Genomic DNA, 26,768 nt, shown 5'->3' with positions numbered 1-26,768 from the left:
CAAATCCCCCACCGACCAACAATCATTAGGAACATCCCTAACCCTATCTTATTTTAATAAAAACCACCTTCCTACTAAAACACTTTAATAGGCAGATGGAATTTATGAAATAAGCCTATCTGTATAAGAGCTTTGACACAACTTTTTAAAAATTACTAATTATTTCTTGAACTGCTAACGGTAGAGCATATTTCATTAAATATTCACTTAAATAAAGCTTCCCATCTTTTTCAGGCAATCTCATACTTGGATAAACTACTACTTCTTTATCATTGATTTTTAGGTTGTCTAACTTCAAACCGCGTTCTAACAAAATATCACGTAGTGGTTCTAACAGTTCTAATTGTTGTTTTTGAGGAATACTTGTTGCAACTTCTCCATCTCTTCCCCATGCTAACAATTCTAGAGCTGCTTTACGATCTAAATCACCGTGAACATATTGGTTTCTATAATGTTTTAAACAATTATAGCAAGCATCATCACAATTACATTGTTTCAATATCTTTTCAGCTTCAGCTAATACCTGTCCGATGATTTTTGAAAGGCTATTTGAGTACCCAGCGCCACTCAGTAAATCATCATATAGGTATACGTCCAAAAAGCATCCCTGTTTGTCATTACGATAACGACACCCTGTAACTAATTCTGAAAAATCTATATCTAATATTTTACCTGCAGCCAACCTAATAGCTTCAGCTAGAGAAACACCGGCACGATGGTACCATATGTTATTGTAGCTTGTGTTAATTTTTTTGCTGTCAAACTCAAATTCTAAAACTAACATATCTGTAATAAAATCATATCCTAAGTCGACATTAATCATTTCCGGATGCGAACAACGTTTTTTATCTGGAGCTTGAATATTCTGCAAGACCTTGATATCATTTCCCGGCATACTTGCTCCGCAAGCCTTACACAACATAAAACCTCTTCCATTACCACCGGTATTCATCATAATGATGCGCTGATTTTTTCTGTTAGCAATTTTTAAATGCTGATAGTCATTCACAACTTTTATATCTTTACCATTATTGGGTAATGTCGAGTATATTGGTTCTTGAGCAAAAGTCACCTCTTCTTTCACATTACTACTAGAAAGTTGTGTGCCATTTTTAGGAGCAAATCCCCATGGTCTAATCATCGGTTTCTCGCTTTTTGAAATCGTACCTTTGCCACAAAAATAGCACTTATCGCCTGCTTTTACTCTATCACCCTCTAAGCCAAACCATGAGCAATTATCACATGAGTAAACTGATTTTACATGTGTACTATCTGCTAAATATTTTCTTGTAGAGGATCTATCGGCGTTGGCGGAACTTCTTAATCCTCCAATTTGATATACTTTCTTATCAACCACAACCGTACGACCAGGTGCATACTCACTAATAGCGAAATCTAAACTTCTATCAACTTCATTATCACCTAAATAAGCGCTAACCACATTTTTGGGAAATGAATAGGATGGGATTGTTCCTTCTTCATATACTACATCCAATAGTTTTTTTACATCTCTTCCGCTGTTGTGTTTATCTATATTATAAATTTCTGGATGGTTTTGTAACTGCTGTTTAATAGTTCTTAAATCCTTTTTCAGATTATATTTAAATGAAACTTCATCAAACTTTTCATTCAACAAAATTGACGATTTTTCTACCTGCCATAAATCTAGATAGTGTAAAAAGTCAGAATAATAGCCATCTATAAAATCATTAATTTTTAATGCATCGATACTTCTTCCTTTTGCAAGTAAATATTCAGATAATATAACTAAATTGAGGTGTCTTTGAATAATCTTATCACTTTGAACATCAATCCATGGTACACGAGGGTCCCCTTCAAACATTGGAACAGGGTCATTAAAGTAAAGTGAGTCATGTGGACCATTCTCACAGAAAGTTACAATTGTAGACAATGATGCTCCGCGTCTTCCTGCTCGTCCAGCCCTTTGCTGGTAATTCTCCCTTGTCGGTGGAACATTTCTCAAACCAATTGCTACTAAAGAACCAATATCAATTCCAACCTCCATTGTTGTAGTGCTACTTAAAACATCAACACTATCTTCCCCATCCTTCAAGATATCTTGAAACCTTAATTCATAGTTTTCACTGGTAGACCAATATTTTTCACGTACATCTTTATTAGATACCTGAGCTGTATGCTCTTCGGTATCAATCAAACTTACCTTTTCATTTTGGCTAGTCAAAACTGCTATTATTGGTTTTCTCCAATAATCTAAATTCTCCAATAATTTATCCGATAATTCATGTAACTCTCCTAATTCGCAATATGGACATTTTTTGTCAATATTAAAAGGGACAACTTGAAGACATTTCTTACAGAAATACCAAGTGTGCTCCAAATCTAGACAAGGTTTAATTACGTCTAACCTCAAATACCACTCCCAAGTGGAACTCTTACTAAGATAACAATTTTTTAAATTATCTATGAAATCCTCTATACTATCTTCTCCTATTTCTATTTTCTCCAATGCGTCTCTAATAATCCCTGGTAAATTTTCTAACTCGCTTTCTTTCAATCCTTTATCTGCATACTCGCTAATTTTTAAACGCAAAGTATCCGAGATAAAACTACCTAGTGCCATGTAATTAGTACATATTAGCATCATCCAAATAGTTAGGACTTCCTTCAAGTAGTTTTTATGATTTGAAGAAATTTCAATATCATCGTCTTCTAGATTGTCTATAAAATCCTCTAAACTATCCCCAGTCGGTTCTAGCCAACTAATAGCTGTATCATAATAGTTATTGTAAGGACTACAGTATAAGCGCAAAATACTTTCTTTAACAAAATCAGGGGCCTTATCTAACTTGAATTTTTTATCAAGTGTTTTTCCTTTATCTATTTTTCTCGTAACTTTGCTATATTCCTTTCGATCATCATCATCTACTAAAATGTTTTTTGTTCCCTTTTCATAAACGGCCTTTAGATAGTATCCGTAAATATTATCTAAACTTATCTCTGTTGATTCATTATTCAAATACTTTATCGCTAAAGCTAACAGTTGTCGAGTAGCAGCACGTTGAGAAGTTTCTGACATATCTAAAGCTAATTTAGCAGCTTTTTGCCGACTATCGGAAAATAACAGTACTTTTCTTCCTTGATTAGGGAGCTCCGCACTTTTCTTTACCAAAGGTTCAGCGTTAAACTGCGACTTGACTAATTCATAAAAAGCTTGATTACCCCTTGTATCAAAATTATTTATTCCACTAGCTAAATTTTTTCTACATTGCGGACATTTTCTAAATGTAATTGAGTCATTATTAATATTATTAGTAGCTTTAGTATCATAATATAATTTTAAGTAAGATGATTTTTCTCCAGGATAGTCTTCGTTGAAATATACATACCCATTTTCTATATTAAGATAGCACGGAGCTACACCTTTTATTTTCCTAGAGTTAAATCCGTCATAAGGAATAAATAAGTTAACTTCCTTTACCGTTCCAGTCATTCCCCTGGTAATCTTCCCGGGATTATGCCATAAATATTCTTTATCTAACTCTGACTGTACATCCGTTGCTATATACCCGTGATAAAATAACGCGCCACAATGCCGATCCGAATACAATTCGTAGACTACACTATTACAATCGGGACACCGCTTTATCTCCTGTGAAACAAACAACCTTCCTAAAGTTATTCCACCTCCCTTAGTAGCACGAGTACAGTGCGGGTTACAACAAGCATATACACCTTTTATCCCTCTAAAAAGCATATGCATCCTAGCAGGAAATAAAACATCCCCTTTGTTATTTTTCGCTAAAGTAGCTATTTCTAAAAGAACGTTAGTTGCAGTTATCGCTCTATCTTCATTCTCATCAGGAAAAATTTCTTTAGCAATATCACCTAAAGATACAGCTTTTCCGCGACAAAGTGTAAATAATTGATTAAAAGGTCGATATTTATATAAATTCTCATACAGCCAATTTTGTGCAGCCTCTACATTCTCAAAATCCACTCCCCACAAACTATTTAATTGTTTCAAAATATCTACATCATCTTCTTGGTTAAATGCTTCAAGATTTATTTCTAGTAACTTATTTATTGGCAAATCATTTAATTTATCTTTAGGTAATTCTTCTTTTACACCTCTAATCATACTAAAAGATTCTCTATTATTAGCCGCAGTTAAATTACAAGCAAAATCCAAAATTTCTTCTTCGTGATGTTGAGGCATACTTGCGGTTGTTAAGATAAATTGAACTTTATCTCGGTCGATTTGCAATTTATGTAAAAATCTTCTAATTAAATAAGCAACTTCACCACCGGCTGAACCTTTATACATATGAGCTTCGTCAATAACAAAAAGTAACTTATTTTCTTTTTCTTCATTAAGCCAAGCCGTTGTTTCTTTCCAAAACTTTGCTTCTCTAGGTCTGAACAGCATATATTCTAGCATTGAATAGTTTGTAATTAGGATATCTGGAATTGTTTCTTGCATTTCAAATCTAGTTATTAACTCAGCATCATCTGCAGCAGTTATGTGTTTACCCTTTTCCAAATTATTTATAAATTCTTCTAGATTGGCTTTAACCGGAATTCTACCTTCTTTTCGCAACTTCTCAGTGTATTGCTTATCTCCTGTAATTAATTCCTTAAGTTTCTCCGCTAAAGCTATATCATCTTGTTTTTTGGGTTTAGCTCCTGGATAGGGTGTGCGTCCTGTATACATTCCAAATTGTGGTCGTCGAGTGTCGTTATTTAACTTCGAAAATATTTCAGCAAACTCATCTTTTCCAATTATATTCCTTAATCGTGTAATCTGATCAGACACTAAGGCATTCATTGGATACATTACGATTGTTCTAATCCCTCTTTTGGACCAACTTTTACCATCCTTAGCCTCTTTTGCTAACTTCACTAATAAGGGCCATAAAAAGCACTCCGTTTTACCAGAACCTGTACCGGTTGATACGAACACATCTTTTCCCTCTTCAAAAGCTTCTAAGGCTTCAACTTGATGCTCAAAGGGTTGCTTAAACACTCCCAAATTTCTATCTGCTAGCTCAGACAAAAAATCCTTCTCCCAATCAAGCAATTTAGCATGGTTAAAACCACCCGCTACTGTTTTATACGCAGGCGAAGATTCAATATAAGGTTCTTTATAAAGAATGCCTTCTTGTGACAATTCCTTCTCTAAATTTTCAGCTAAAATAGGAGTTTTTCCTAAATACTGTGTCCTTATGTAACCTTTTAAATCATTCCTCATTTCTTGTTGAATGTTACTAGCGCCATATTTCATTGAGATACCTCCTTCATAATATATCCAATTCTTTCCAATATTACTCTACAAGCATTAAAAACGCCTTTATCCATTAACAAACTTTCACTATTCAAAATTGGCCACGAATAAACCCTAAGAAAAGCAGCCTCCCTCTTAGGTAATTCAAATATTGATTTGATTTCTACATAATTATCCTTATCTACATACTCTATTGTTGGAACCATCCCTCGTTCATTCAATAAAGCTAGCCGTATCATATAGTAACCTTTTTCATTTGTTAGATTTAGTTTAGAGCTAAGTTGAAAACCTTTCGCATAATTTGTACCTCTAAACAAATAATATAATTGCTTTCCTTTAGCTGAACCAACTCTCATCAAATTTAATTTTTTATCTTTCCCTAAAAAATTATGATCCCACCATTTGTTAGCCTTAGTAGGCCACGTTACTAAAAATTCAGAGTTACTTAACAACATCTCTTTAGGAATGCTTTCCGAAAAATTCTGTTTATTAAAGTAATCATAAAGTTGCTTTAATGTATATTCAGGTAACATAAAAAGCTGTTCCGCGCTTTTAGGAAAAATAGAGCTGTCATTCTCGTTAGCGTCATAATAAGTACCTAACCCCGAAAAGTTTACCTTCTCTTTTACGCTAGCCCCTCTTACAAAGGTAACCTTCTCACTAGTAGCTTGCTCAAATGGAACCGGACAAAATTTCCCGCTTTTTTTCTTTATAAACCCAGTTTCTAGATAATCATTTAGCATCTTATCTATAAGGTCATTCTCATCTAGCAAAAAGCCCTCCGAACTCATAGTAGGAAATAATGCCCTATATCCTACCATTGTGTCGCTCAAAATGCTTGTTAAACTAGCCTTCGAAATTCCCTCTTCTGAATCCTCTTCACTTTGGTTCCATAGATTAGCTAGAAGAAGTTTTCCTAAAAAGGAATATACTAACCTAAATTCATATTGTTCAAAACTTTCATCTTCTAATTCTTCGATTTTCAGTCTATTGCTGATATCAGATCTTATCTTTCTCCTAATTACTACTTCATTCATACCAAATTCCTTTTAGTAAATCCATGCCATCGACAGCGTCTAAGAATTCATTATTTTCTGTTAAATAAGCCAACGATAACTCTAATTTTTGTAAAAGCTCCTCATTTTCACTAAATTCTATCTCTGTTAGTAGCTGTAAATTTTTCTTCATAATCGGATGTAAGCTGAGTTCAAGGTTATCTTCAATAAAACTACTTGCAACTTTTATATCTTTATATGTGGATGAACGCTTCAAATTGGTTAATTGCGCATAGTTTACACTAACTATATTTTCTACAACTAAGTCCATCAACAATGGAGTTAAATAATAATAAATACTCCTTGCTTCCATTATTAATTCTTCTTTATAGGGATGAACAAAAAATGCCGCCTTATCCGTAGTTAATATTTCACCTATTTTGCTAGTCCAATCACTTCCAAAGAATCCTTTTACTACTAGCATCTTGTTCTTACTTTTTTTAATGGATTCAAGTAATGTAGAGTTGTAATCAATGCTGCAGTCAAGCTCATCTGCCACTTGTTTATACAAACAAGCAGATAATATATTTATAGCTTCTATCCCCATTGGTCCAATTAAAAGTAGCGGCTTTTTACTCTGTAAACTTGCATATAACGCCCCCGCTAATATTAACGCATTATCATCATCCGCTATCCCATTAGCCACAAATTCATCCGCAAGTTTTTCAATTAACTTAGTACCATTCGCTACTTTCACGGATTTCTTATTAAGACTTATTTCTTCACCAGCACTATATCCTACTAGGGACTTTTCTTCTGAATTTGTTGGCTGATTATTACTATCTCCATTTAATAGTAAATACTGTGCGCGAAAATCGCTTATGTCTTCTTTGGCTGTCTGTAATCTTTGCTCTAAAGATTCACTTAACTTTGTTTTTATCGCTACTTCTTTTCTGATCTCTGCTAGCTGCTCTTGTTTTATTTTAGTTATACTTTCAATATTATCCCTCTTTTTTCTCAGCGCTTCTAACTCTTCTGAATTTTTAGCTACTTTTTCTTTGTTTTCTTGTTCCCACTCTTTTTCTATTTCTGAAGTTATCCTTTTCCTTAGTAAGTCACTATTCTTAGCAATCTCAATAATTAATTGACTATCCGCATCTTTATAATCTAGTTCATCTTGCTTATTTCTTAAAAACTCCTCAAATTTTTGCATTATTTCAGAAGTGCTTACCTCAAGCTTATTTGCCAAATAGTCAACTACCAAGGTTCTATCTAAATTATTTATGAAAGTTTGAATCACTCTTCTACTTTCTTTAGTCTTTGCTCCAATCTTCATAAGTTCTTTTCGAGAAAAAATCTTAGCTAGGGCCTTAGTAAAAGTTTCCTCCCAGGAAAACGGCATGTATACACCTTCGCTAGGCGGTAATTCTAACCGACTAACAAAAGTCATCATATCTTCATCAACTAAAATTCTTATCGTTTCATCATGAGTTATACTATATGACTCTAATGAAACGACCCCTTCATTAAGCGTAAAACCTGCTTGCGTTTTCTTTATATCTTGATTGGTAAGCAAGACTCCGCTAAATATGCTATTTTGATACCTACCAATTAGCCACCTTACATTTTTCAATGAAAATGTATTTTCATATCTCAAATCGGCTAAAACTCTTTTAATATCATTCCTAGTGTCGATAATTATTGTAGGAATTTGTATATCCTTAGCAGAATATACATCACCTTTTAATCTCACAAACCGTATTTCTCCAACTTCGCTCTTAAAGCCCATTTTCAAGTTTCGATAACCTGAAGTAGGTTTTAACCTTCCCTCTGATACTTTAGCTAAAAACTCTATTTTTTTACGACTTTCATCACCATCTTGGTGAACTATTTTTCCTAAAATCATCATTGGACATTTATCTCCTAAATTCTTTTTGTAATATTTTAACTGCTACTCTAGGAATTTCTCTCTTTATTTTACATTCCTGTAACCACCTTCTACACTTGGGATAGTCAACAAGCTTTATCCCCCAAATAGCCATGTTGCTTTTAAACTTAATCTTTTCTGAATTTTGTACACTTAGTAGCTGTTTATATAATTTATTGTCTAGATCAGAGTCATTATCTGCAAATTTCAAGCGTTTTAATAATACCAGACCATCATAAATTCTAATTTCTTGTCCCGGGTTTATCTCATCATCCCGCAGTCGTACCTTGCTACCTTCTCTAATATCGACAGGTATACTAGCCTCATAAAGTATTACAGTTAAAATTTCCTGTTTTTTTGATTCGATTACTAATTTCTTTTTGGGTAACTCATTGTATGTATAGATTTCAAATTGATACTTGTCACTGTTACGATCACTATCATAAACTGTAACTTCATTTTTAACCGACTTTCTTTTAGTCAGCTTAGTATCATCTTGCCATAAGAAAACATAGTCAGTAATATAACTATTTTTACTCGTAATTAGCGCTCTTCTTCTATCATTACTAATCAATGGTTCAGGCACAAATACATTTTCATCGATATCAGCATTTGCAGAGCGACTTGCTTGAAGTGCAATTCCATATTTTTTAGGATTATATAAGATTAACTCATTTGAATTCGGAAAATATCTATCTTGACTTCGAATAGTCTCAGGCCAAATCGGATAAACTTTGTCTAATTTATTAACCAGATTAACACCTAGGATGAAAAAGAAACTTGCAACTTCAAAATTTAATTTATTTGCTTTTATTGAAAAAACAAGTATATTTCTATTTAAATTTCCTAACTCTTTAGTAGTGGTATGTTTTGCGCCCCTTAGCCTTTTCCAATCTTGGTATTTGCTTGAACTCTTTGAGATTGCAAAATAGTATTCTTTTCCTAATTGAACCTGGCCATTAAACGGAATTCGTCTTTTTGTTTGTTCATCAAAAAAGGCACCATCAATTACTCCTAAAGCACTATGTGGAAGTCCATAATCATTAATGTCTTCATTCTCAAATTTTAGATGATACTCTTTAGCTGCCACATCTCTTAATTCAAAATATGTTACCTTGTCATAATCTAGACTCTCTAAGGATATTTTCTGCTTAATTGAACTCTTATCTGTCGTAATAATAATTCTTTCATCAGATAAACCAATATTACTATATTCAGGAAGAATCCCTAATTTTAGACTGTACTTTGAATTGTGTTCTTCCAAACGTAATGGTAATTTAGCCTCCCTAAGACTAATCTTAGTATGACCACTGGCCCCTTTATTTCTTCTATCTGGACATTCTTCTACGGACTTTTGATCTGCTCTTTTGTGTTTAAAATATGCAGGACGCTTAGTACTAGACTTAGTTAGAGTTACGTAGTCATGACAAAGCGAACACATCAAAACCTGTTCACTACTTCTAACTGTTTTTCCATCATATATTTTTTCTGCTTCCTCTACATCTATATGCTGCCAACCTAACTTTGCTTCCCAGTGAACAACATGTGTTAACGTTCCTCTTGTTGCCTTTTCCGCCATGGAACTCCTCCTCAAAATATTCTATATATCACAAATTATTTTTCACCATCCTATTACGTTATTATTTTACTTTATTTCCTTCTTACTTGTATATACTTACTGAAAACATCTAAAAAATTAACATACATACTACGTAAGCACTCCATAAAAAATCCTCCTATACTATGTCCATGTTAGTAGTATAGGGGGATTAGGAAAATATTTACATACGTCTCATTATGGAGTGCTTACCCACTAGTGTGGTGAGAAGCTTCACCCCAAGTTCGTTTCCAAGAATTGACAACAATTACCCCCACCAGTGTGGGGAGAAGAAAGTGAGTGAACAAGATGAACAAACTAATTGAGGATTACCCCCACCAGTGTGGGGAGAAGTAAGACTGCTTCACCGACCCAATTCCGCACGTTGGGATTATCCCCACCAGTGTGGGGAGAAGTTGGTATTGCAATAGCATTTCAAAGAAATCAAAGGATTACCCCCACCAGTGTGGGGAGAAGGCTCTAAGTTTGGTCCCAAGCTAGAAGCTGACAGGATTACCCCCACCAGTGTGGGGAGAAGTTAAATATTTGCGCGGTGAGTCTGTGGAACTTAGGATTACCCCCACCAGTGTGGGGAGAAGTGGTGATTGTTACTGCCCTCTTGCAATCGGTAAGGATTACCCCCACCAGTGTGGGGAGAAGAATAAAAAGGATATAGAAAAGGGGGCTTGCTTGGGATTACCCCCACCAGTGTGGGGAGAAGATATCCCGAAATCGTAGACTCTATCGAAGAACAAGGATTACCCCCACCAGTGTGGGGAGAAGTGGAAGATGACTCCGATTCTCGCTTTAAGAAAGGGATTACCCCCACCAGTGTGGGGAGAAGTCTATATATGGCTGACGTAAAAGAAAAAACATAGGATTACCCCCACCAGTGTGGGGAGAAGACTAAAAAAACGTTGATAAACCGGTATTTTTAAATCCGTAAGCAACCATTTTCAATCAGTTTGATTGCAAGTTCGTAAGTCGCTATAGAATCGGACAGAGAATTATGAGGATGAGCATTATCAATCTCATATTCTTTTAAAACTGTTGCAAAGCGATAATTATCTAAAAATTCATTATCCTTTTTTACGAGCATTGCCAAGTCAACCACTCGATTAGCGGGTGAGTCTAAGCCTGCTTGCTTGCACGCAGCATGTAAAAAATCAAAATCAAATCTAACATTGTAGCCCACAACAATTGATTTTCCTAAAAAACTTATTAAATCCTTAAGTCCATCTATCAGTTCAACACCTTCGTTGACTAATAATGTATCTGTAATACCCGTTAATTTTACAATATTTTCAGGTATAGATGTACTGATTTTTATGTACCGATTAAAAGTTTTATACTCTTTACTAACTTTACGTACGGCACTGATTGAAATAATGCTATTCTGCGTACAATCTAAACCAGTTGTTTCTATATCTATTGCTACAATGTCTGGATATACCGCCCTTGTTACTGATTTTTTAACAATCAATTTCTCTTGTGCCTTCTTAGCACGGTGGATTTTAGCTGCGTTGCTAAATCCATGCTTAATCTCTTCATTCTCAGGTGTCACCTGCATTAATAAAGGAATCCCATCAAAGTCAACGACTTTTTTGGTAGAAACAGTTGTCCTAAAATTATATCCCAACTCATTATTAGTGCTATAAACCATGGTAGCTTCACCGTTGCCTATATTTTTTTCAATACGCATCCACAGTTGTTCTCTAATACGCGCGCTAAATCGTCCAACATAGACACCTGTTTGGATTTCTTGACACCATTTAGTTAAATCTCCACGCAGTGCTTTTGGCACCTTAGATAAGGTAATAACAATCATTCTTCATCATCCTTATCTTTATACTCATGATACTGTACACCAAAGTCCACTAGCCCTTCTTTATCATCCCAAAGGCTCATCACCTTTCCATCCGCTACATCATCTTCGGCGTCTAACAAATACTTTAAATCAGCTACCATCTTAACAACTAGCCTATTCTTCTTGAATACGTCTCTCATTGCGAGTCTTGTATATGTTGAGATGTCTTTATCATTGCCATATTTAGCAACTATATCAAAGGCAATGGGAATTGAATATTGTGCTTTATAAAGGTCCGCAAAATCGTAAACAAATGATAAATCATTACCTGTATGAATAAAGCCTAACCCTGGGGAAACACCCAAAGCAGAGATTACACTATAACATAGTCCATATAAAGCTTGGTGACCAGCAGTTAAAGCTTTATTAATAGGAGTTCCTGACTCAAAATTATCAATTCTATATTCACGGTGACTCCAGGCAACGCCAGTTCTTTTAGATTCCTCTCTATACGCTTTGCGCACCCTGGATCCTTCCTTGCCACGTAAAGATTCCATGGTTAACTTAGATACATCCTCATCCGGAAATCTCATTTGATACATCTTACGAGCAACCGCCAACCGTGAACGCTTATTTGATACTAGCTTTGCTTGTTTCTCTAACAGTAATGAAGAGTGATTCAAAGCTCTACCATGAGCGTATTGCCGAACGCCGTGTTCTCCTACCCATACAACCGATAATCCACAATCACCCATTAGCTCCATAGCTCTGTGTGTCACATCTACTCCTGGTCCCAGTAACAATACGTTTACCAGGGCCGCAGGAATAAATACAGTTCCTCGACTATCCATAACTTTAATCGCGCTATCCTGCCGATTTATAACTGCATGTTCAAGGTATAAGAAACTGATTCTATCTCCTACTCGCCCTAATTCTTGTAGTTCCGCTTTTTTCAGCATCTTATCACCGCCTTCGTACGAAAACTAATCTTTAACCAAAAGGAATTACCGTTAACATTCCCATACCGTATGCCTTTTCGCGACCAATGCCTCGGGTAAGCGTCCTTTTGAACTCTTCTAAATCTGTAACAGTAAGTACACCTTCAAAGGTTGCCTTGCTTAAATTAACACGACGATTATTTTTCTTGTACAAAGCTAATGACTCGCGACCTGTAACATCAAAACTATTATTCTCAAGCAAAAATCCTAATTTCTTAGCCTTTTCTGACAGCCATTCTTTTTGATTGCTTGGTGCTACTGTACGGAGTTTACCTACCGTATTTTTTTCAGAAATAAACATCCGGTATACAGGATTTACTACCAACCTAAACCTTAACTTCTGTCCCTCTCTTAGTTTTTCTAGGAAGGGGCTATAATCTTTGGTTTGAGCCGTACCGTCAACCCCATATCTGCCTAGCATATCTAAATCTGGCTTTTCTGGACTTACAACAAGCAGGTAATCCTTGCCACGCAAATGGTCAATCCGCCACAAGTGCCGTAATCTCTCACCATTTTCAATCTCACTGGGAAAGCTCGTTTCAACCCAATTATGATATGCACCTAAATGATATAAATCTTTAATCTTTCGCCGATTAAGAGTATCAATCTCTACTCTAGATAAATACATGTTATCACTCCTCTACATAGCTTCCCAGACATCATGCTCATGTGATTGCGGATTAACTAAAGTCACCCTAGCTTTTGCGACACTGCGATAGCTAAAGCGTCGATTACGTGGATTAAAAGATTCCGCAATATCCTGCATCATAAAATTCGGATTTCCAGGTAAAAGATTAGCATCTGCATACAATTCCGCTTCAAAATTTGGTTCAGTATATTTCTTCTGATACCACTTGGAAGCTTGCCAAGGCAATTTGTCTTTTAAAACCTCTATTGGTGTGGTTGCTTCAAAAGTTTCAGTCCTAAGAACACCTGCCGGCGGATTAGAACGACGGCCTAAAAACAATTGGAATTTGGGATGATGTAATGTGAAATTGATTTTGTCAATTAAATCTATATCTTCACTGCCTAAGGCGACTACGTAAACATAATCCTGTAAATTATCTCGGTAAGTAAGCTTTCCAGGTTTCTTGGCATCGTATTTCGCAATTTGAAAATCGGTTGTTGTTGACCCTACTTGGTCAATTCTCACCGCAAAAGCCAAATCATTTAAACTAGAAATCCTAGTATCTTCCCTACGATAACCAAGTGCAGCGGCAACCATCCCCACAATTGCACTTTTAGTTGGAAACAAGTTAGTTGAACGCACATTAAAAGACGCTTGATTACCATAAGATTGAAATGGGGCGGTTAATCTAATCGTTATTACTTTCATCCGCAACCTCTTTTCTCAATACCTCAGATACCTTTTCAAGAAGTTCGTTTAAGTTGGCGACTTTTTTATCAATTTTATTTTGCTTCTTAGTTACAATTGCTGTCAGCAATGGTTCTTCAACAAATTGTAACGAGTCATTGAATTCATTTTCTAAATGCTCGATAGATGGTTCTACATATCCATTACGTGACTTAACCGGTTCTTCGAAGGCAGACACTAAGTTAACAGGTGTATCCTTTCTAACAGTTACCATAACGTATTGAGGTAAGGTCTTGTTTGCAAACGAGTTTTGTTTACCCGTAGGCATTGAAGTGATAAAGCTTTTGATAAATTGTTTAACCCCCGTAACAGCTAATTCACTGCCCAAATTGTGAGCTAGCTCATTAACATTAACATTCGCGTAGCGGTAAAGCGTTGATGAATTGTATCCTAAAGCTTCCAAGAAAGATGAACCTGTTTGATTTTCTGGCTTGTCATCATCAAGGCCTGTGAAAAAATCAAATTCAGGTACAATTTCATGAGTTGAAATAGCATGTGCAACTTGAGCCGAAGCATCTACATTAAGTTCTGAATTTCCTGCCATCATCCGACCAAATAAAGCCAAATCCAATGATTGGTTTCTACTAATAACTTCCTTAAGTTCCTTCTTGTCCCAATCATCCTTTTCATTATTAGTAGCGTATTCTGCTAATTTTTCCAATTCACCATTACTGATTAAAAACAAAGCGTCTGTCAAGTATTCACCTGACTTTTTGTCCTTGGAAGTAGCTTTAATCCCTGCTGTTTTTAAAACATCAACAGCTTTGGATAATGCCATATCTTCATCTAAGGAAGGATCCTTTTCTGATAGCTTGGTAGCCAAAACATGGGCGATCCTCTTGGTTCTGTGGCTTTCAAGCCAATCAGCGCCTTCACTGTTTGCTCTGAAATCCATCCGCATAGCATGTTTCCAACTTTGAGATGAAACACGTGAACGAAGTACCCCACCGTAAATAGCTGTCTTGGGTGAGCCACTGTCATCCCGATTAATATTTGACGACGGTACAGGTTGAAGAACATGAGCTTCTACATATAAATTATCATTAATCATTTTTCTACCTCGCTAATCCTTATCTTCATTATTGTTTACTTTTTTAGAAGGTTGCCTATAATACTGTTGGCCCCACTTTAGACATATCCTGTTAGACATTTTAAAACTGGTCTCAAAAAAGAATAAATCTTGTGCTAACTGAGCATAGTCAACTTTTAATGTACGATTATTCGCTTTTAAAATACGTGTTAACTGAGTAATTGACTTGACTGTGTTGGCGAGATTTCTACTTGCTAAAAGAGCTTGCATTCTTCTATCAAGTGCCACTCTAGTTTCATCGTTAGTTCTTAATCCAGCTAATGCATTAAAGAATGTTACTCCTTCAGGATTTTTAGTTTTATCTTTACTAAATGATTGAGCATAGACACTATCTTCCACCGCTTGTTGATGAATTGCATAGCACCGTAGTGCCGTATAAATTGCTGTTTCAGCGTAAGTCGGCCTGCCTGTTGGGTCATTGCTTATATCTTTTTCAGACATTTCTGAAAATAGCACCTGCCAAACAGCTTGCGCACGCTTGCTGTCAATCGTATCAGCGGCGCGTAAACTAGCCAACACTGCTTTGTCCGGTTCACCATTGCCATACAATTTGTTAATAATTCGAGCTGTTGTTGCAGCGATTTCATTTTCCACCTAATTCACTTCCTTACATTATTCAAGATGTTTTCTAACATTGTTTTGCATTTGATTATATAGAGTGAAAATGTTTGTTACTTCTTTGCTTTCTTTCCGACCGATAATATCCCTAGGTGACGCTGATTGCAAGACACGATTGCCGGCTTTTGTAACTTCTTTTTTTAGAGTGTTCTTCCACCTTGTAATCTCATTATCTGGTTCCTGTCCGGCACGCAGACTTGCTAACCAATCATTAAAGGGTTTATTGAGCTGATCATAAAATTCTGCGCTTAGTTTTTTCTCAAACTCTCGTGCATCCCTCAATCCTCTTAAATTACCCAACTTACTAGCAAAGTCCTCAAAAGCATCGCCAACATCTTTAGTCATTGTCACTGTATCTTCAATCCTTTTAGGCCAAAACGTTGCTTGATTTCTATCAAACAGCACGCCTGCATTGATGCTCATATTATCGTAAACTTCAAAGTATGGAGCTTGATTTTTAGTATCCGCCTTTACAAAGTTAATGGTTTCTAAGTTTACCAACATGTCTTCTGGCAAGATGTCTTCTTCTTTCAGTTTATCTATCCATCTGACTATTCCAGGTTCATGGTCACCGTCGTTTGAACTCTTTATATAAAAGCCGAAGTTACGCCACATTCTCTCGCTTAAGTGCTTTTTTTGCTTAACCTTTGGATAATAACTAGCCTTTTTGGAGTTATAGTCCCAGGTGGTCATTGGTTCAATGAAGGCATTAGTTGTATCTGGTTTGGTTAGTTTGGCGACATAAATCGTTGGCTTACCATCTTTCCAATCAATATGCATCATCTTAGCCACATTGGTATATAATTCTGCGATATTATTTGGTGGAGTGTTATTAGCTCTATTAGAAAAGTAAGTTATTTTATCTGCTTCCCAATAAGGGTGCTGCAAAATTTCCTTCTTATCTTCAGGGCTTAGAACCAGATTAAACATCAACGTTTCAAAAAGGTTTTTCCCTTTAACTATCACGGGATCAATGTTATATAGCCAGCCGCTGTCCCCGGAGCCGGCCTTTTTAATCTTAGGAACGTTACCACCAACTTCTGCAAAGTTTTGGTAGGTTATCAGCCAGCGAACAAATTCGGGCAATGTTATTTCATCCTTACCTAAAGATGATTTGGGTGAGAAAATAGCAGGTGAATTACCGCTTTCTGAAATCAAGCGATTAATCTGTCTAACAGCCACCTTACCCGTTCCGGTTGATAGTTTGTTTTTGGCTGGAACCATCCGATCATAAACATCACTTGAGACTTGATAAAAAGCATTTTCACCAAACAGATTAAAGCCGTCTTTATACTTATCAAGATACTCAACTACTTTATCTGGAAATTTACCATCTTGATAGATATTTTCCCAGGTTTCTAGCAAGACTTCTTGTACATCATCGATATCAACTTCATCATCCGCTAAAGATGCCGTCCACGTCTCTTCATCAACGTTTAACCAATCATAAGCTTCACCTTCTGCATCAAAACGACTAAACACGGTGGTTAAAATCGCCAGTAAAGGTGCTCTTAGAATAGCAAGGTCTTGCACATGCATTTCACCAGCTGAATCTCGATAATTCTGTGCATTTTTAAACAAATCTGCCATAGATACTAGCTTTTCTTTGTTACTTCGACTATCCACGACTTTTATCCAAGGATTAGTGACCAGGTTAAAGTCTAGTTTGACCACAACTTTCATCCCCTTTCTTCAGTATGTGAGAAAGTTAGAACTTAACTATGTCTGTGTTAAGTTATTTCCACTTTAAATATTTTTTGTAAACGGTCACAAATACATATTAACTCTTTGAATTAAATCGTGCAAATATTTTTGTCCCCCACCGATGTGGGGAAAATTTTTATCCCAATCTTGATTGCCACTATAAATTGGATTACCCCCACCAGTGTGGGGAAATGGGAACTTATCCGTTGCAACAGCAATTTAAAGAAGGATTACCCCCATCAGTGTGGAGAAATGGCTAGTATAACTACATATATAAGCCTTCAGACAAAATCACGCAATCACTTTCAGCCCCATACACAATTAACAAAATTAGCAGCCATTATCTTGCTTTTCATAACGCAAACCTAACTTAGGTGAGTAAGACAGATTCCAACCGTTAAAATCTGTCTTTTGTTGTTCATCTAATACTAAGGCTAGTGCACCTTTTAGCCAAATACTTTGCTGCCAAGCTCTAAACCGACCGATCGTTCTGGTTTCTAGATCATTAATAGCATCATCTATATTTTGGGTGACCGCTACTGGCAGTCTAATCACTTGTTGAGCGATAATCTTATCCTTATTACTTCCCAAGTCAGCTACTTTGCGCCCATCTAACAAATAGTACCCATCTTTTCTTTCCTGAAGTAAAATCACCTCAATGGTTTCTTTAATATCACGAACTGTTGCTTGAGCCCTTACTTCATCTTTATCTATACCAAGTTGAGCCTTATCAAGCCAACCGTGGATAGTTTTCTTAGGTTTTGGGGTCTTGATTTGAAAACTTTTGGCTTTCTTTTTTGCTTTGTTATCGTCAGCATCAAAAACGTTTTTAGCTTCTGCAAGCTTATCATCTTGATAATCAGTATTTGTATCATACACACTTTGAACAAGCGGTGAAATGTCATCTGGCAGTGTGATTTTATCACTTAGAAAATGGTCAGTTTTTAACAAAAGGTATCTTTCGTAAATAGCTTCGTTGGCACTGCTGTACGAACCATACTCTGTCGCTCCCATAACATAAAGCTGCGGAACTTCAAGCTTTTTAGGCCGCTCAATATTATGGCGATGTAAACGACCAACCCTTTGTAAAATCAAATCCATAGGTGCAATATCAGTGAACATTACATCAAAGTCAATGTCCAATGATTGCTCTAACACCTGCGTCCCTATGACTATCAGCTTTTCTGGACGGCTGCCCCTTTTACCGATTTTTCCTTGCAACTCATCTTCCAATGCAGCTCTATCAGGTGCCAAGAAGGCAGAATGTAAAAGCATCGTTGGAATATCATCCGGTACAAGCTCCACCAAAGCCTGGGCCCTTTTAACTGTATTAACGATTATCCCTGCTATACCACCATCTTCAATTTTAGACACGGCAAAATTAATTACTGCTTGTTCGTCGTCAGTCATCCTAAAAACATCAATATCTTTGACTTCCTGTTTTTCAAAATCCGAAACTTGCACCAAATTCTTGTTATCAAGCATACTCATCAATGGATATGCTTGATTTTCCTGCCAATTACTTGCAGCTTCAAAATTCTCTGTTTCAAATTTACCTTGCGAATATGCCTGTAATAGCTTATTGCGTCGGTCTTTAGGCAAAGTTGCTGACAGAATCACAACTGGAACGTGATATGCTCCCAACCACTCTAATACCTTATCCAAATACGAAGACATATAAGCATCATATGCGTGTACTTCGTCGATTACAACAACTTTATTACTAAAGCCAAGATGTTTTAAAAACAAGTGTTTTTGCTTCAAGCCCATTAATAAGAGGTTATCAACGGTACCAATTGTAAACTCATCTAACACAGACTTTTTCCCCGAAAACCAAGAATTTATAACGACTGATTCAGAACCATCCCCATCTGAATCTATGTTTTCTGCCTTAATCAGATTTGTATACTCTTTATTAAACTGAGCTTTACCATGCATTAACTTGATGGATAATTTTTTACCTTCTTCATTTCCTACACTTTCAAGCCAATTCTTGATACGTGTAAACATGGCGTTGCTTGTTGCCTGTGTTGGTAAGCCCATATAAAGACCTGTTCGACCGCTATAAAATGCCAATTGTTCAGCAGCTGTTAAAGCAATCTCTGTTTTTCCAATTCCCATCGGCGCCTCGATAATAACTATTCCTGGATCAGTCGCTTCTCCAATAACTTCTGATATTTTTTCTTGAACAGGCCTTGGATAAAATCCCCACCTCTTCTGATAGTGACCTGGTATATCTGTAACCCGTTCAGGTTCCCAAGTGTCTTCGTGGGCTTTCCAAGTTTTAATTGCTCGCCGATACCTAGCGTTCATGTCTAAATCATCAAACGACTGGTTGATGTCAATTGTTGGAAACATCGGCTTACTCATATCATCATTTAAATACTCACTAGATGCTATCCAGTCGGCCATAATCAATAAACCGGTTAATAAAACCGCTTGTTGCTGATTAATTTCTGGAACCTCTTCTACATCAGTAAATCCTACTAACTCTAGTCCATAGTCCAATAACTCTTTTTGAACATTTTGCCAATGTTTCTGTGCTTCAAATTCATTAAACGTTTGCCAGTAATTAGATTTATACTCATCTAGTTGATTTCTTGGCGCTTTGTTTTCCGGTTTACCATGGTGACCTCCAATAATTGCCCCAACATTCTTATTTAGACCGAACTCTTCTAATAATGCCTCTCCCGCCCTATTATGTGGTGATTCTTTAGCATTGGATAAAATAAGTGAATCTAATCCGTCAAAACCATTTCTTATTAGTTTTTCAACTACTTCTTTGTCTAACGATTCATCTTGATTGTATGATTTCTTTGTTTGAAAAGCTGGCGTTGCCTTACCAATGTCATGGCTATAGCCGAGAAAGTTTACTAATTGTTGTGCTTTTTCTTCCGATAAATTTTCGTAAATAATTCCTCTTTGTCCGTCGGAAATCCAATGGTTAAACAGCCAGTTAATGACATTTTTAGTGTCAATCAGATGTGCTACAAGCGGCAACCAAAGCTGTTGACCATTATATGTTTTTTTCTTACCCCATAAGACCTTTGCAGCATTAGATAAATTCATCATAACCCTCCTTTTCCACCTTATATGAAACAATGTTACTAATCGAAGAACTATCTGAAATTAAATACACCCCCACCTATGTGGTGAATAGCGTTTAATCTTTTATTCTAATTGAAAACCCAAGATTATCCTAACTTGTAGTGAATAGACTAAAAAGCGCCTATAATAAAAGCATTTTAGAATTTTAAGTACTCAAAATTGGCTTGGTTTTCATCATCAACTTTACACAGATAATTTTACTCTATACTTTCTATATTACGCAAATCCCTATCAGGGTATCTATTACCTAATAACCTCCCCACCATTTAACAAATCATCCCACCCTAAATATCACAGTTCTATGACTATTAAACTATTACCAGCAGACCAAGAACGGGCGAAAATTTTTAAGGCTTTATCTGAGGTAAAATTTTAGACGCCACCCACAGTTATGAGCCAGTCTTCTTATTCAGTTTAATCTTAGTTGGACTGATTTTCCCGCTGCTATTTAGGTTAACCATCCCCAAAAATTAATAGCAAAACGCTGGGTGTGAACGGTTTTGCATCCGGAGTCTTTTCATTTTTTATGAGAGATTTTCTAAAAAATAAATGGGGGTAACAGACTTCTGAAGCAAAGCTAAAAAAGAACTCTAAGAAAAGGCACGTTGCTTTCTTAGAATCCTTTGAAAATGATGCACCCAAAGTTTTAATCAGAGCCGTTTTTTCCATTCTATCAGTAGCCACCGTCATCTTCGAAGAAAGCCCGGGCTTTTTCCTCAGTGTCAACTACTACGGTAGGTAGTTTTGCGACTGCTTTTAAAAAGTTTGCTTGTAGCTGGGCTTGATCATCTACTTGAACGGACTGTGTATCAGTTACGGTTTCATCTTGCTTTTTAGTTACCATAAACTCGCACCTCCACTTAGATTATGCCATAAAAGTCTCTAAAGTATGTAATTAAACACTTTAGGAAAAATGTATCTACCAGTGTGCACACGATTTCCTAACCTTACTAACCTGTGTAGCTAGAAATGACTCCAAAACTTAGTAAAGTTAGTAACTACTGTAGTCATGCTTGAATACAAACACCATCCCCCCGCACCTTATTAATAAGCAGGGGGATGGTGTTAATTTGATTTTTTTAGGCTAAGAATTTAGGGTTAGCTTCAACGCCGAAGGCCTGGGCCAATTCTTTTAGCTGGTCATCCGTAATTTTTTGCTTGATTTGCCCGCCTTGCGCCATAATTTGGCTGTAGATTAAGGCGGCCTTTTCAACGGTTTCGATTAAACCAAAGGTTTCGTCTAGGTCAGCTCCGACTGCAAAGATGCCGTGGTGGGGCCACATTACCACCCGGTAGTCGGCCATTTTAGCCGCAGTCTTTGCGCCAATCTCGTTGGTACCAGGGGTCATGTAGGGGATAATGCCGACCCCTTCTGGAAAGACCACTAAGGATTCGGCCTGCATTTGCCATAAGAGCCGGCTAAGCTTACGTTCGTCTAAAGCTTGGGTAAAGGATAAGGCAATGAAGTTAGTTGGATGGCAGTGCATGACCACCCGTTGGTTAGAATCAACTTTTAGGCGGGCAATGTGTGACATCAAGTGGGTTGGAAATTCCGAGGTTGGTTTGGCCCCGTCTTCAAAGCCCCAGTATAATTCTGCATGTAGCCCGTCTGCCGTAATCTTAACTAAGCCACTGTCGAGTTCAGGGCGCTTAATCACATTTCTAAAGTAGCGGCCGGAACCTGTTACTAAGAAGTACTGGCCGGCTAATTCGCTAGCGTCAAACCCTAAGTCATAAGTCCGCTTAACTTCAGTTAAGTCATCAAATTTGGCTAACTCTGCGGCAGTTAAGCGTAAACTGACGTTGCCACCGTTTCTTTCATCCCACCCGTGATCATAGGACCTAAAGGTGATGTCACATAAATCTTTTACATACTTTGAATCGGCAAATTTAGTCATTATCAATCTCTTCTTTCCTAATTTCTTTTAGCTAACACAGTATCTTCATAATTTTTGATAACTTTTAACCAGGTGCTTCCAACTGGAACGTCATTGCGAAGGCAGAATTCATCCCAAACGGCGCCAACTGGATAGGTCTTCAATTCTTCGGTTAAGGCCAGGCGCTTGGTAAAGTCAAAGGCTAGTTCCGCTTGCTTTAAATCGGCAATTGGGGCTAGCATTGCTTGCAAGAAGGCTTTTTGCGTTGCTCGGGCCCCAATCACCCACGCAGCTATCCGGTTGATGGTGGCATCAAAGAAGTCTAAGCCAACGTTGGTTTTAGCTAGCAAGTCATCCCTTACTAGGGAACGGGCAATCCGGACTAAGGCGTCGTCTAAAATCACCACGTGGTCTGAGTCCCAGCGAACCGGCCGGGATACGTGCAACTGCAAGCCCTTGCCAAATAATAAGAAGCTGGAGAACTTATCTGAGACATCTTCCGTTGGGTGGAAGTGCCCGGCGTCAATCGTCCATAGCTTGTTTCTAGTTAAGGCGTAGTTAGCATAAAATTCATGGGAGCCGACGGTATATGACTCGATTCCCGTCCCAAATAATTTGCCTTCGTATGCTTCAATCGTGTTTGCTTCCGGTAATTCTTCAGCTAAGATTTCATCCAAGGATTCCATTAACCTTCTTCTTGGGCTGAGCTTGTCAATAGGGTTATCCTTAAAGCCATCGGGAATCCAGAAGTTGTTGACGGCTTGAACTCCTAACTCCTTCCCAAAGTAATTAGCAATCTGACGCGACTGTTTACCAACCTTAATCCAAAAGTCGCGCACAGCTTTATCTGGCGAGGCTAAGGTGAAGTTATCCTTAACCATTGGGTGGGAGAAAAAGGTCCCGTTCATGTCGAGACCAACCCCTTGTTCTTTAGCCCAATCGACCCAATACTTGAAGTCTTCGGGGCCAATTTCATCCAGGTCCTTTTTGCGGTCAGTTACGGCGTAAATGGTATGCAGGGCTACTTTTTTCTTTGACCCAGGAATTAGGGCTAGCGCTTGCTTTAAATCGGCGGTTAACTGAGCTGGCGTTTTAGCCCGGCCAGGATAAGAGCCGGAAACCGTTAACCCGTCCTTTAGATCAGTTTCGGGGTTGATAAAGCCGTGGACGTCATCACCTTGCCAACAATGGATGGAAAGGGACAGTTGAGCTAACTTAGCTAATACTTCCTCGGTGTCGACTCCCAGTTCTTGGTACCTTTCTTTGGCTAACTCATAGGCTTGGTGGATTGCTTGTTCATTTGTCATCGTAATTCCTCCTTGAAATGTTGATACCCAACTAAAGCTTGGGCGTAATCGTGTTTAGGTTGATAGGTCTTTAAAGCAAATGAATCCCTCACTAACTTTCTAGCCGCTGGCAAGTCGGCTAACTCCCCGTCAGTAATCATGGCAACTAAGATATTACCGACTGCGGTCGCCTCACTCGGGCCGGCAATAACTTTAATTCCGGCTAAGTCGGCGGTTAACTGGTTTAATAAGGCGACGTTAGAGCCTCCCCCCACGATATTTAAAGTAGTCAGTTGCTTCCCTAAGATTTGTCCTAGCTGGCTTAGCTGGTCGGCATAATAAAGGGCTAGGTTAGAGTAAACGGCCATGACCAGTTCGCCCGGGCTTTGGGGGACTTTTTGACCATGTTCATGACAGTAGGCTTGGAGAGCTTCAATCATACTAGGTGGGTTCAAAAACCGGTCGTCGTTGACATCGATAAATTGCTGGCAGGGTTCGACCTGGCTAGCTAGCTGCGCCAACTGTGAGAAAGAATAACGACCCTGGTACTCTTTAGCAATGCATTGCACCATCCACATCCCCATAATATTTTTCAAGAAACGGTAGGTCCCATAAGCCCCCCACTCGTTAGTGTAGTTTGCTAGGTAAGCTTGCTCACCATTTTCGGGCACCCTAAGTTCAGTGCCCAGTAGTGACCAAGTTCCAGAAGATAAGAAGGCCCAGTTATCACCCGCAGCCGGCGTGCCTACCACTGCACTAGCCGTATCGTGACTAGCAACCGTAACAACCCTAACTTGCGGTAAGTCATATTTGGTTCTTAACTCGGCTTTAATGGGCCCAAGGTAGGTGCCCGCATCGACTAAGGGAGCAAACTTATCTGCCTGTAAGCCCAATTCGCTTAGCAGCTGACTATCAAATAAGCCCGCCCGCAAGTTTAACATTTGCGTGGTAGAGGCATTCGTAACCTCTGTAACGGCCTTACCGGTAAGGACATAGCCCAAGTAGTCGGGCACCAACATAATCTTGGCCGCCTGTTTTAATAGGGCTTGGTCTTCACGATACAACTGGTACAGGGTGTTGAACTCTTGAAACTGAATTCCGGTTTTACGGTAAATCTCTTCCTTAGAAATCTTAGCCGTCAGCTCGGTAATCGCGTCTTTAGTCCGGCAATCCCGGTAGGAAATCGGGTCCGCTAACTTGCGCCCCGCTTCATCTACCAAGACATAATCGACGGCCCAGGTATCAATTCCTAGGGTCACCTCGTCAATTCCGGCTTGTTTGACTTTAGCTAAGCCGGCAACAATTTCGGCTCCCAGATGATCAATGTCCCAGCGGTCGTGACCAGCCATCTTTTTAAAGCCGTTTTTGAAGCGGTGAATTTCTGTTAGTGTCATTTTTCCATTTTCCAAGTTGGCCAACATTAAGCGGCCACTGGAAGCACCAATATCAACAGCAATATAGTGTTTATTCACATTAGTACACCTTCTTTAAGTTCCGTTATCATTTTACAAGTTAATTGTAACCGCTACAAAAAGGTGCTACAATGACATATATCCACTAAAAAAGTAACAAATTTACAGGTGACTTATGATTAATAATAAACTTTTAAACCAGCTCCTAGCACTTACGCCCTTAGAGGAGCAGCAACGCAAAACCCAAACCTTTGTCGAAGACTTGCCCCAAGCCGCTTTTGACTCCAAAGAAAAAAGTAGTCGGACTTTAACCAACTACTTTTTCAAAAATCAAGATATTTACCTCAGCAAGCACAATCGCTTTGCGGCTTATCCTAACCACAAGCATACCTTCTTTGAGATGAATTACGTTTTACGGGGTCAGGCTCAGGAAGTGATTGCCGGCAAAACGGTCACTTTAAACCAGGGTGACCTAATTCTCCTAGATGTCGGCACCTCTCATTCCATTCAAGCCCTAGGAGAAAACGATTTGTTAATCAACATTTTATTTCAAAACAATAACCTAAGCGTCGACCTCCTAAAGGAACTCAAGGGCCAACATAACGTCCTGGTTAATTTCTTACTTGCTAAGGCTAGCAGTAAACCCGATTTCATTGTCTTTTCCCACCAAGCTAATCCTAAAATTAGTCAGCTCCTAGATGAAATCATTACTGAGTATTATGAGCAAGCTGAGTTTAGCGAACTAGTTATCAAATCCTACCTCAACATTCTCATCAGCCAGTTGATTAGAAGCTTAAGCATCAAGCCTAGCCCTAAGGAAAGTGCGCAAAAAAAGTTGGCCTTACAGCTTTTGGCTGACATCGCTAGCGACTACCAAACAATCTCACTAACCCAGCTAGCCAAGCGCTATTCTTATAACCGCAACTACCTCAGTAACCTCTTTAAAGCCGAAATTGGGCAAACTTTTTCCGCCGTCTTAACTGAGCAAAGGTTGATGCAAGCGCACAAACTGCTAACTAAAACTAACTTGCCGGTCAATACCATCATCGAACAGGTAGGGATTAGTAACCGGTCGTTTTTTTACAAGAAGTACCTAGCCTATTACCACGTCAGTCCTAAGCAAAGCCGCAAGCAAGCCTCAGCTATCTTTGACTAGTATTCAAGTATAAGAAAATGCACAAAAGCCCTAACCATAAAAATTGGTTAGGGCTTTTGTGTCAATTTATAAACTAGCCTATTTCTTTTGAAAAAATATTACTTACTTGCTTAATAATACGATTAAGTTGACCTTCATCATGAATATGACCAATAACTTTGCCATTTCTAGCTACAAAATCATATGTCAATAATTGCAATAATAACGCATCCCCATTAGTCCCACTTTCAAAATCAACAATTGGAAACCTAAAAGGTGAATCAACATGCTTATGTGTTATTGCTAAACCACAAACTAAATTTGAGCGTCTATTGTACTCATAACGACTAACTACCAAAAAATGTCGTCTGATATTACCTTCAACCACATTATGACCACCCATTTCTCGACCGGCATGGGATTCTGCATCAACCACAATAATATCGCCTTGATGAACTTCAATCATTGAATTTTTCCCTCCCTACCGGTCTAACCTCTCGTGGATTATATCCTAAATCAAATATACACATTAAATATACTAAAATAAGGCTCTATGGAAGAAATAAGCTTCCTCAG

At 37.8% G+C, this 26,768-nt stretch carries 19 protein-coding genes and 1 CRISPR repeat array; of the genes, 1 reads left to right on the top strand and 18 read right to left on the bottom strand.

Going from position 1 to position 26,768, the window contains the following annotated elements; genetic code table 11:
- Nucleotides 1-145: 145 nt before the first annotated feature.
- The 17 genes from N4597_RS05280 to rhaB form a co-directional block, all read right to left on the bottom strand.
- On the bottom strand, nucleotides 146-5,263 hold the full coding sequence (locus N4597_RS05280) for a DEAD/DEAH box helicase (RefSeq protein ID WP_260905149.1): 5,118 nt from the start codon (nucleotides 5,261-5,263) through the stop codon (nucleotides 146-148).
- Nucleotides 5,260-6,300, bottom strand: coding sequence for a hypothetical protein (locus tag N4597_RS05275; RefSeq protein ID WP_260905147.1), 1,041 nt, complete (start codon nucleotides 6,298-6,300; stop codon nucleotides 5,260-5,262). Before N4597_RS05275 ends, N4597_RS05280 begins: the two co-directional genes overlap by 4 nt.
- On the bottom strand, nucleotides 6,293-8,167 hold the full coding sequence (locus tag N4597_RS05270) for a hypothetical protein (protein ID WP_260905145.1): 1,875 nt from the start codon (nucleotides 8,165-8,167) through the stop codon (nucleotides 6,293-6,295). The genes N4597_RS05275 and N4597_RS05270 overlap by 8 nt, the downstream gene beginning before the upstream one ends.
- A 7-nt stretch (nucleotides 8,168-8,174) precedes the next feature.
- On the bottom strand, nucleotides 8,175-9,764 hold the full coding sequence (locus N4597_RS05265) for a hypothetical protein (protein WP_260905143.1): 1,590 nt from the start codon (nucleotides 9,762-9,764) through the stop codon (nucleotides 8,175-8,177).
- 283 nt (nucleotides 9,765-10,047) lie between these two features.
- Nucleotides 10,048-10,687: direct repeats of the CRISPR family, unit length 28 nt; unit sequence GGATTACCCCCACCAGTGTGGGGAGAAG.
- 29 nt (nucleotides 10,688-10,716) lie between these two features.
- Nucleotides 10,717-11,610, bottom strand: coding sequence for a type I-E CRISPR-associated endoribonuclease Cas2e (cas2e, locus tag N4597_RS05260; RefSeq protein ID WP_260905141.1), 894 nt, complete (start codon nucleotides 11,608-11,610; stop codon nucleotides 10,717-10,719).
- Nucleotides 11,607-12,548, bottom strand: a complete 942-nt coding sequence (gene cas1e, locus N4597_RS05255; protein WP_204773968.1) for a type I-E CRISPR-associated endonuclease Cas1e — start codon at nucleotides 12,546-12,548, stop codon at nucleotides 11,607-11,609. The genes cas2e and cas1e overlap by 4 nt, the downstream gene beginning before the upstream one ends.
- A gap of 31 nt (nucleotides 12,549-12,579) precedes the next feature.
- A complete protein-coding gene (gene cas6e / locus N4597_RS05250; protein ID WP_260905137.1) occupies nucleotides 12,580-13,215 on the bottom strand; it encodes a type I-E CRISPR-associated protein Cas6/Cse3/CasE in 636 nt (211 codons plus the stop codon).
- A 12-nt stretch (nucleotides 13,216-13,227) separates the two neighbouring features.
- A complete protein-coding gene (cas5e, locus tag N4597_RS05245) occupies nucleotides 13,228-13,923 on the bottom strand; it encodes a type I-E CRISPR-associated protein Cas5/CasD (protein WP_260905135.1) in 696 nt (231 codons plus the stop codon).
- Entirely contained in the window at nucleotides 13,904-15,013 is a 1,110-nt protein-coding gene (cas7e, locus tag N4597_RS05240) for a type I-E CRISPR-associated protein Cas7/Cse4/CasC (protein ID WP_260905133.1), read from the bottom strand. Before cas7e ends, cas5e begins: the two co-directional genes overlap by 20 nt.
- A gap of 12 nt (nucleotides 15,014-15,025) precedes the next feature.
- Nucleotides 15,026-15,646, bottom strand: coding sequence for a type I-E CRISPR-associated protein Cse2/CasB (casB, locus tag N4597_RS05235; RefSeq protein ID WP_260905131.1), 621 nt, complete (start codon nucleotides 15,644-15,646; stop codon nucleotides 15,026-15,028).
- 18 nt (nucleotides 15,647-15,664) lie between these two features.
- Complete coding sequence (locus N4597_RS05230) at nucleotides 15,665-17,353, bottom strand: type I-E CRISPR-associated protein Cse1/CasA (protein ID WP_260905129.1); 1,689 nt, start codon at nucleotides 17,351-17,353, stop codon at nucleotides 15,665-15,667.
- A gap of 351 nt (nucleotides 17,354-17,704) precedes the next feature.
- Nucleotides 17,705-20,446, bottom strand: coding sequence for a CRISPR-associated helicase Cas3' (cas3, locus tag N4597_RS05225; protein ID WP_390892658.1), 2,742 nt, complete (start codon nucleotides 20,444-20,446; stop codon nucleotides 17,705-17,707).
- A 489-nt stretch (nucleotides 20,447-20,935) separates the two neighbouring features.
- Nucleotides 20,936-21,166 (bottom strand): hypothetical protein, encoded by a 231-nt coding sequence (locus tag N4597_RS05220; RefSeq protein WP_260905124.1) that lies wholly within the window; start codon nucleotides 21,164-21,166, stop codon nucleotides 20,936-20,938.
- Nucleotides 21,156-21,326, bottom strand: a complete 171-nt coding sequence (locus N4597_RS05215; RefSeq protein ID WP_167588783.1) for a hypothetical protein — start codon at nucleotides 21,324-21,326, stop codon at nucleotides 21,156-21,158. The genes N4597_RS05220 and N4597_RS05215 overlap by 11 nt, the downstream gene beginning before the upstream one ends.
- 235 nt (nucleotides 21,327-21,561) lie before the next feature.
- Entirely contained in the window at nucleotides 21,562-22,380 is an 819-nt protein-coding gene (gene rhaD / locus N4597_RS05210; RefSeq protein ID WP_260905122.1) for a rhamnulose-1-phosphate aldolase, read from the bottom strand.
- Nucleotides 22,381-22,397: 17 nt separating this feature from the next.
- Nucleotides 22,398-23,666, bottom strand: a complete 1,269-nt coding sequence (locus tag N4597_RS05205) for an L-rhamnose isomerase (protein ID WP_260905120.1) — start codon at nucleotides 23,664-23,666, stop codon at nucleotides 22,398-22,400.
- Nucleotides 23,663-25,117, bottom strand: coding sequence for a rhamnulokinase (rhaB, locus tag N4597_RS05200; RefSeq protein ID WP_260905118.1), 1,455 nt, complete (start codon nucleotides 25,115-25,117; stop codon nucleotides 23,663-23,665). Before rhaB ends, N4597_RS05205 begins: the two co-directional genes overlap by 4 nt.
- A gap of 115 nt (nucleotides 25,118-25,232) precedes the next feature.
- On the opposite strand from rhaB, the gene N4597_RS05195 reads away from it, so the two are divergent.
- The gene (locus N4597_RS05195; protein ID WP_260905116.1) at nucleotides 25,233-26,213 is read left to right on the top strand and encodes an AraC family transcriptional regulator; all 981 of its coding nucleotides are present in this window, start codon (nucleotides 25,233-25,235) and stop codon (nucleotides 26,211-26,213) included.
- A 73-nt stretch (nucleotides 26,214-26,286) separates the two neighbouring features.
- On the opposite strand, the gene N4597_RS05190 is transcribed toward N4597_RS05195, so the two are convergent.
- Nucleotides 26,287-26,658, bottom strand: coding sequence for a type II toxin-antitoxin system PemK/MazF family toxin (locus N4597_RS05190; RefSeq protein WP_167588788.1), 372 nt, complete (start codon nucleotides 26,656-26,658; stop codon nucleotides 26,287-26,289).
- Nucleotides 26,659-26,768: the final 110 nt, after the last annotated feature.

Source organism: Ligilactobacillus agilis, from assembly GCF_025311475.1.
In the GTDB taxonomy this organism is placed as follows: domain Bacteria; phylum Bacillota; class Bacilli; order Lactobacillales; family Lactobacillaceae; genus Ligilactobacillus; species Ligilactobacillus agilis.
Note: the sequence above shows the minus strand (reverse complement) of the source record. Positions and strands in the feature narration are given on the sequence as shown.

What these genes read in the sequence shown, in the direction of transcription:
- N4597_RS05280 (WP_260905149.1), bottom strand. Translation starts at nt 5,263, where the DNA reads ATGAAATATGGCGCTAGTAACATTCAACAAGAAATGAGGAATGATTTA.
- N4597_RS05275 (WP_260905147.1), bottom strand. Translation starts at nt 6,300, where the DNA reads ATGAATGAAGTAGTAATTAGGAGAAAGATAAGATCTGATATCAGCAAT.
- N4597_RS05270 (WP_260905145.1), bottom strand. Translation starts at nt 8,167, where the DNA reads ATGATGATTTTAGGAAAAATAGTTCACCAAGATGGTGATGAAAGTCGT.
- N4597_RS05265 (WP_260905143.1), bottom strand. Translation starts at nt 9,764, where the DNA reads ATGGCGGAAAAGGCAACAAGAGGAACGTTAACACATGTTGTTCACTGG.
- cas2e (WP_260905141.1), bottom strand. Translation starts at nt 11,610, where the DNA reads ATGATTGTTATTACCTTATCTAAGGTGCCAAAAGCACTGCGTGGAGAT.
- cas1e (WP_204773968.1), bottom strand. Translation starts at nt 12,548, where the DNA reads ATGCTGAAAAAAGCGGAACTACAAGAATTAGGGCGAGTAGGAGATAGA.
- cas6e (WP_260905137.1), bottom strand. Translation starts at nt 13,215, where the DNA reads ATGTATTTATCTAGAGTAGAGATTGATACTCTTAATCGGCGAAAGATT.
- cas5e (WP_260905135.1), bottom strand. Translation starts at nt 13,923, where the DNA reads ATGAAAGTAATAACGATTAGATTAACCGCCCCATTTCAATCTTATGGT.
- cas7e (WP_260905133.1), bottom strand. Translation starts at nt 15,013, where the DNA reads ATGATTAATGATAATTTATATGTAGAAGCTCATGTTCTTCAACCTGTA.
- N4597_RS05230 (WP_260905129.1), bottom strand. Translation starts at nt 17,353, where the DNA reads ATGAAAGTTGTGGTCAAACTAGACTTTAACCTGGTCACTAATCCTTGG.
- cas3 (WP_390892658.1), bottom strand. Translation starts at nt 20,446, where the DNA reads ATGATGAATTTATCTAATGCTGCAAAGGTCTTATGGGGTAAGAAAAAA.
- N4597_RS05215 (WP_167588783.1), bottom strand. Translation starts at nt 21,326, where the DNA reads ATGGTAACTAAAAAGCAAGATGAAACCGTAACTGATACACAGTCCGTT.
- rhaD (WP_260905122.1), bottom strand. Translation starts at nt 22,380, where the DNA reads ATGACTAAATTTGCCGATTCAAAGTATGTAAAAGATTTATGTGACATC.
- N4597_RS05205 (WP_260905120.1), bottom strand. Translation starts at nt 23,666, where the DNA reads ATGACAAATGAACAAGCAATCCACCAAGCCTATGAGTTAGCCAAAGAA.
- N4597_RS05195 (WP_260905116.1), top strand. Translation starts at nt 25,233, where the DNA reads ATGATTAATAATAAACTTTTAAACCAGCTCCTAGCACTTACGCCCTTA.
- N4597_RS05190 (WP_167588788.1), bottom strand. Translation starts at nt 26,658, where the DNA reads ATGATTGAAGTTCATCAAGGCGATATTATTGTGGTTGATGCAGAATCC.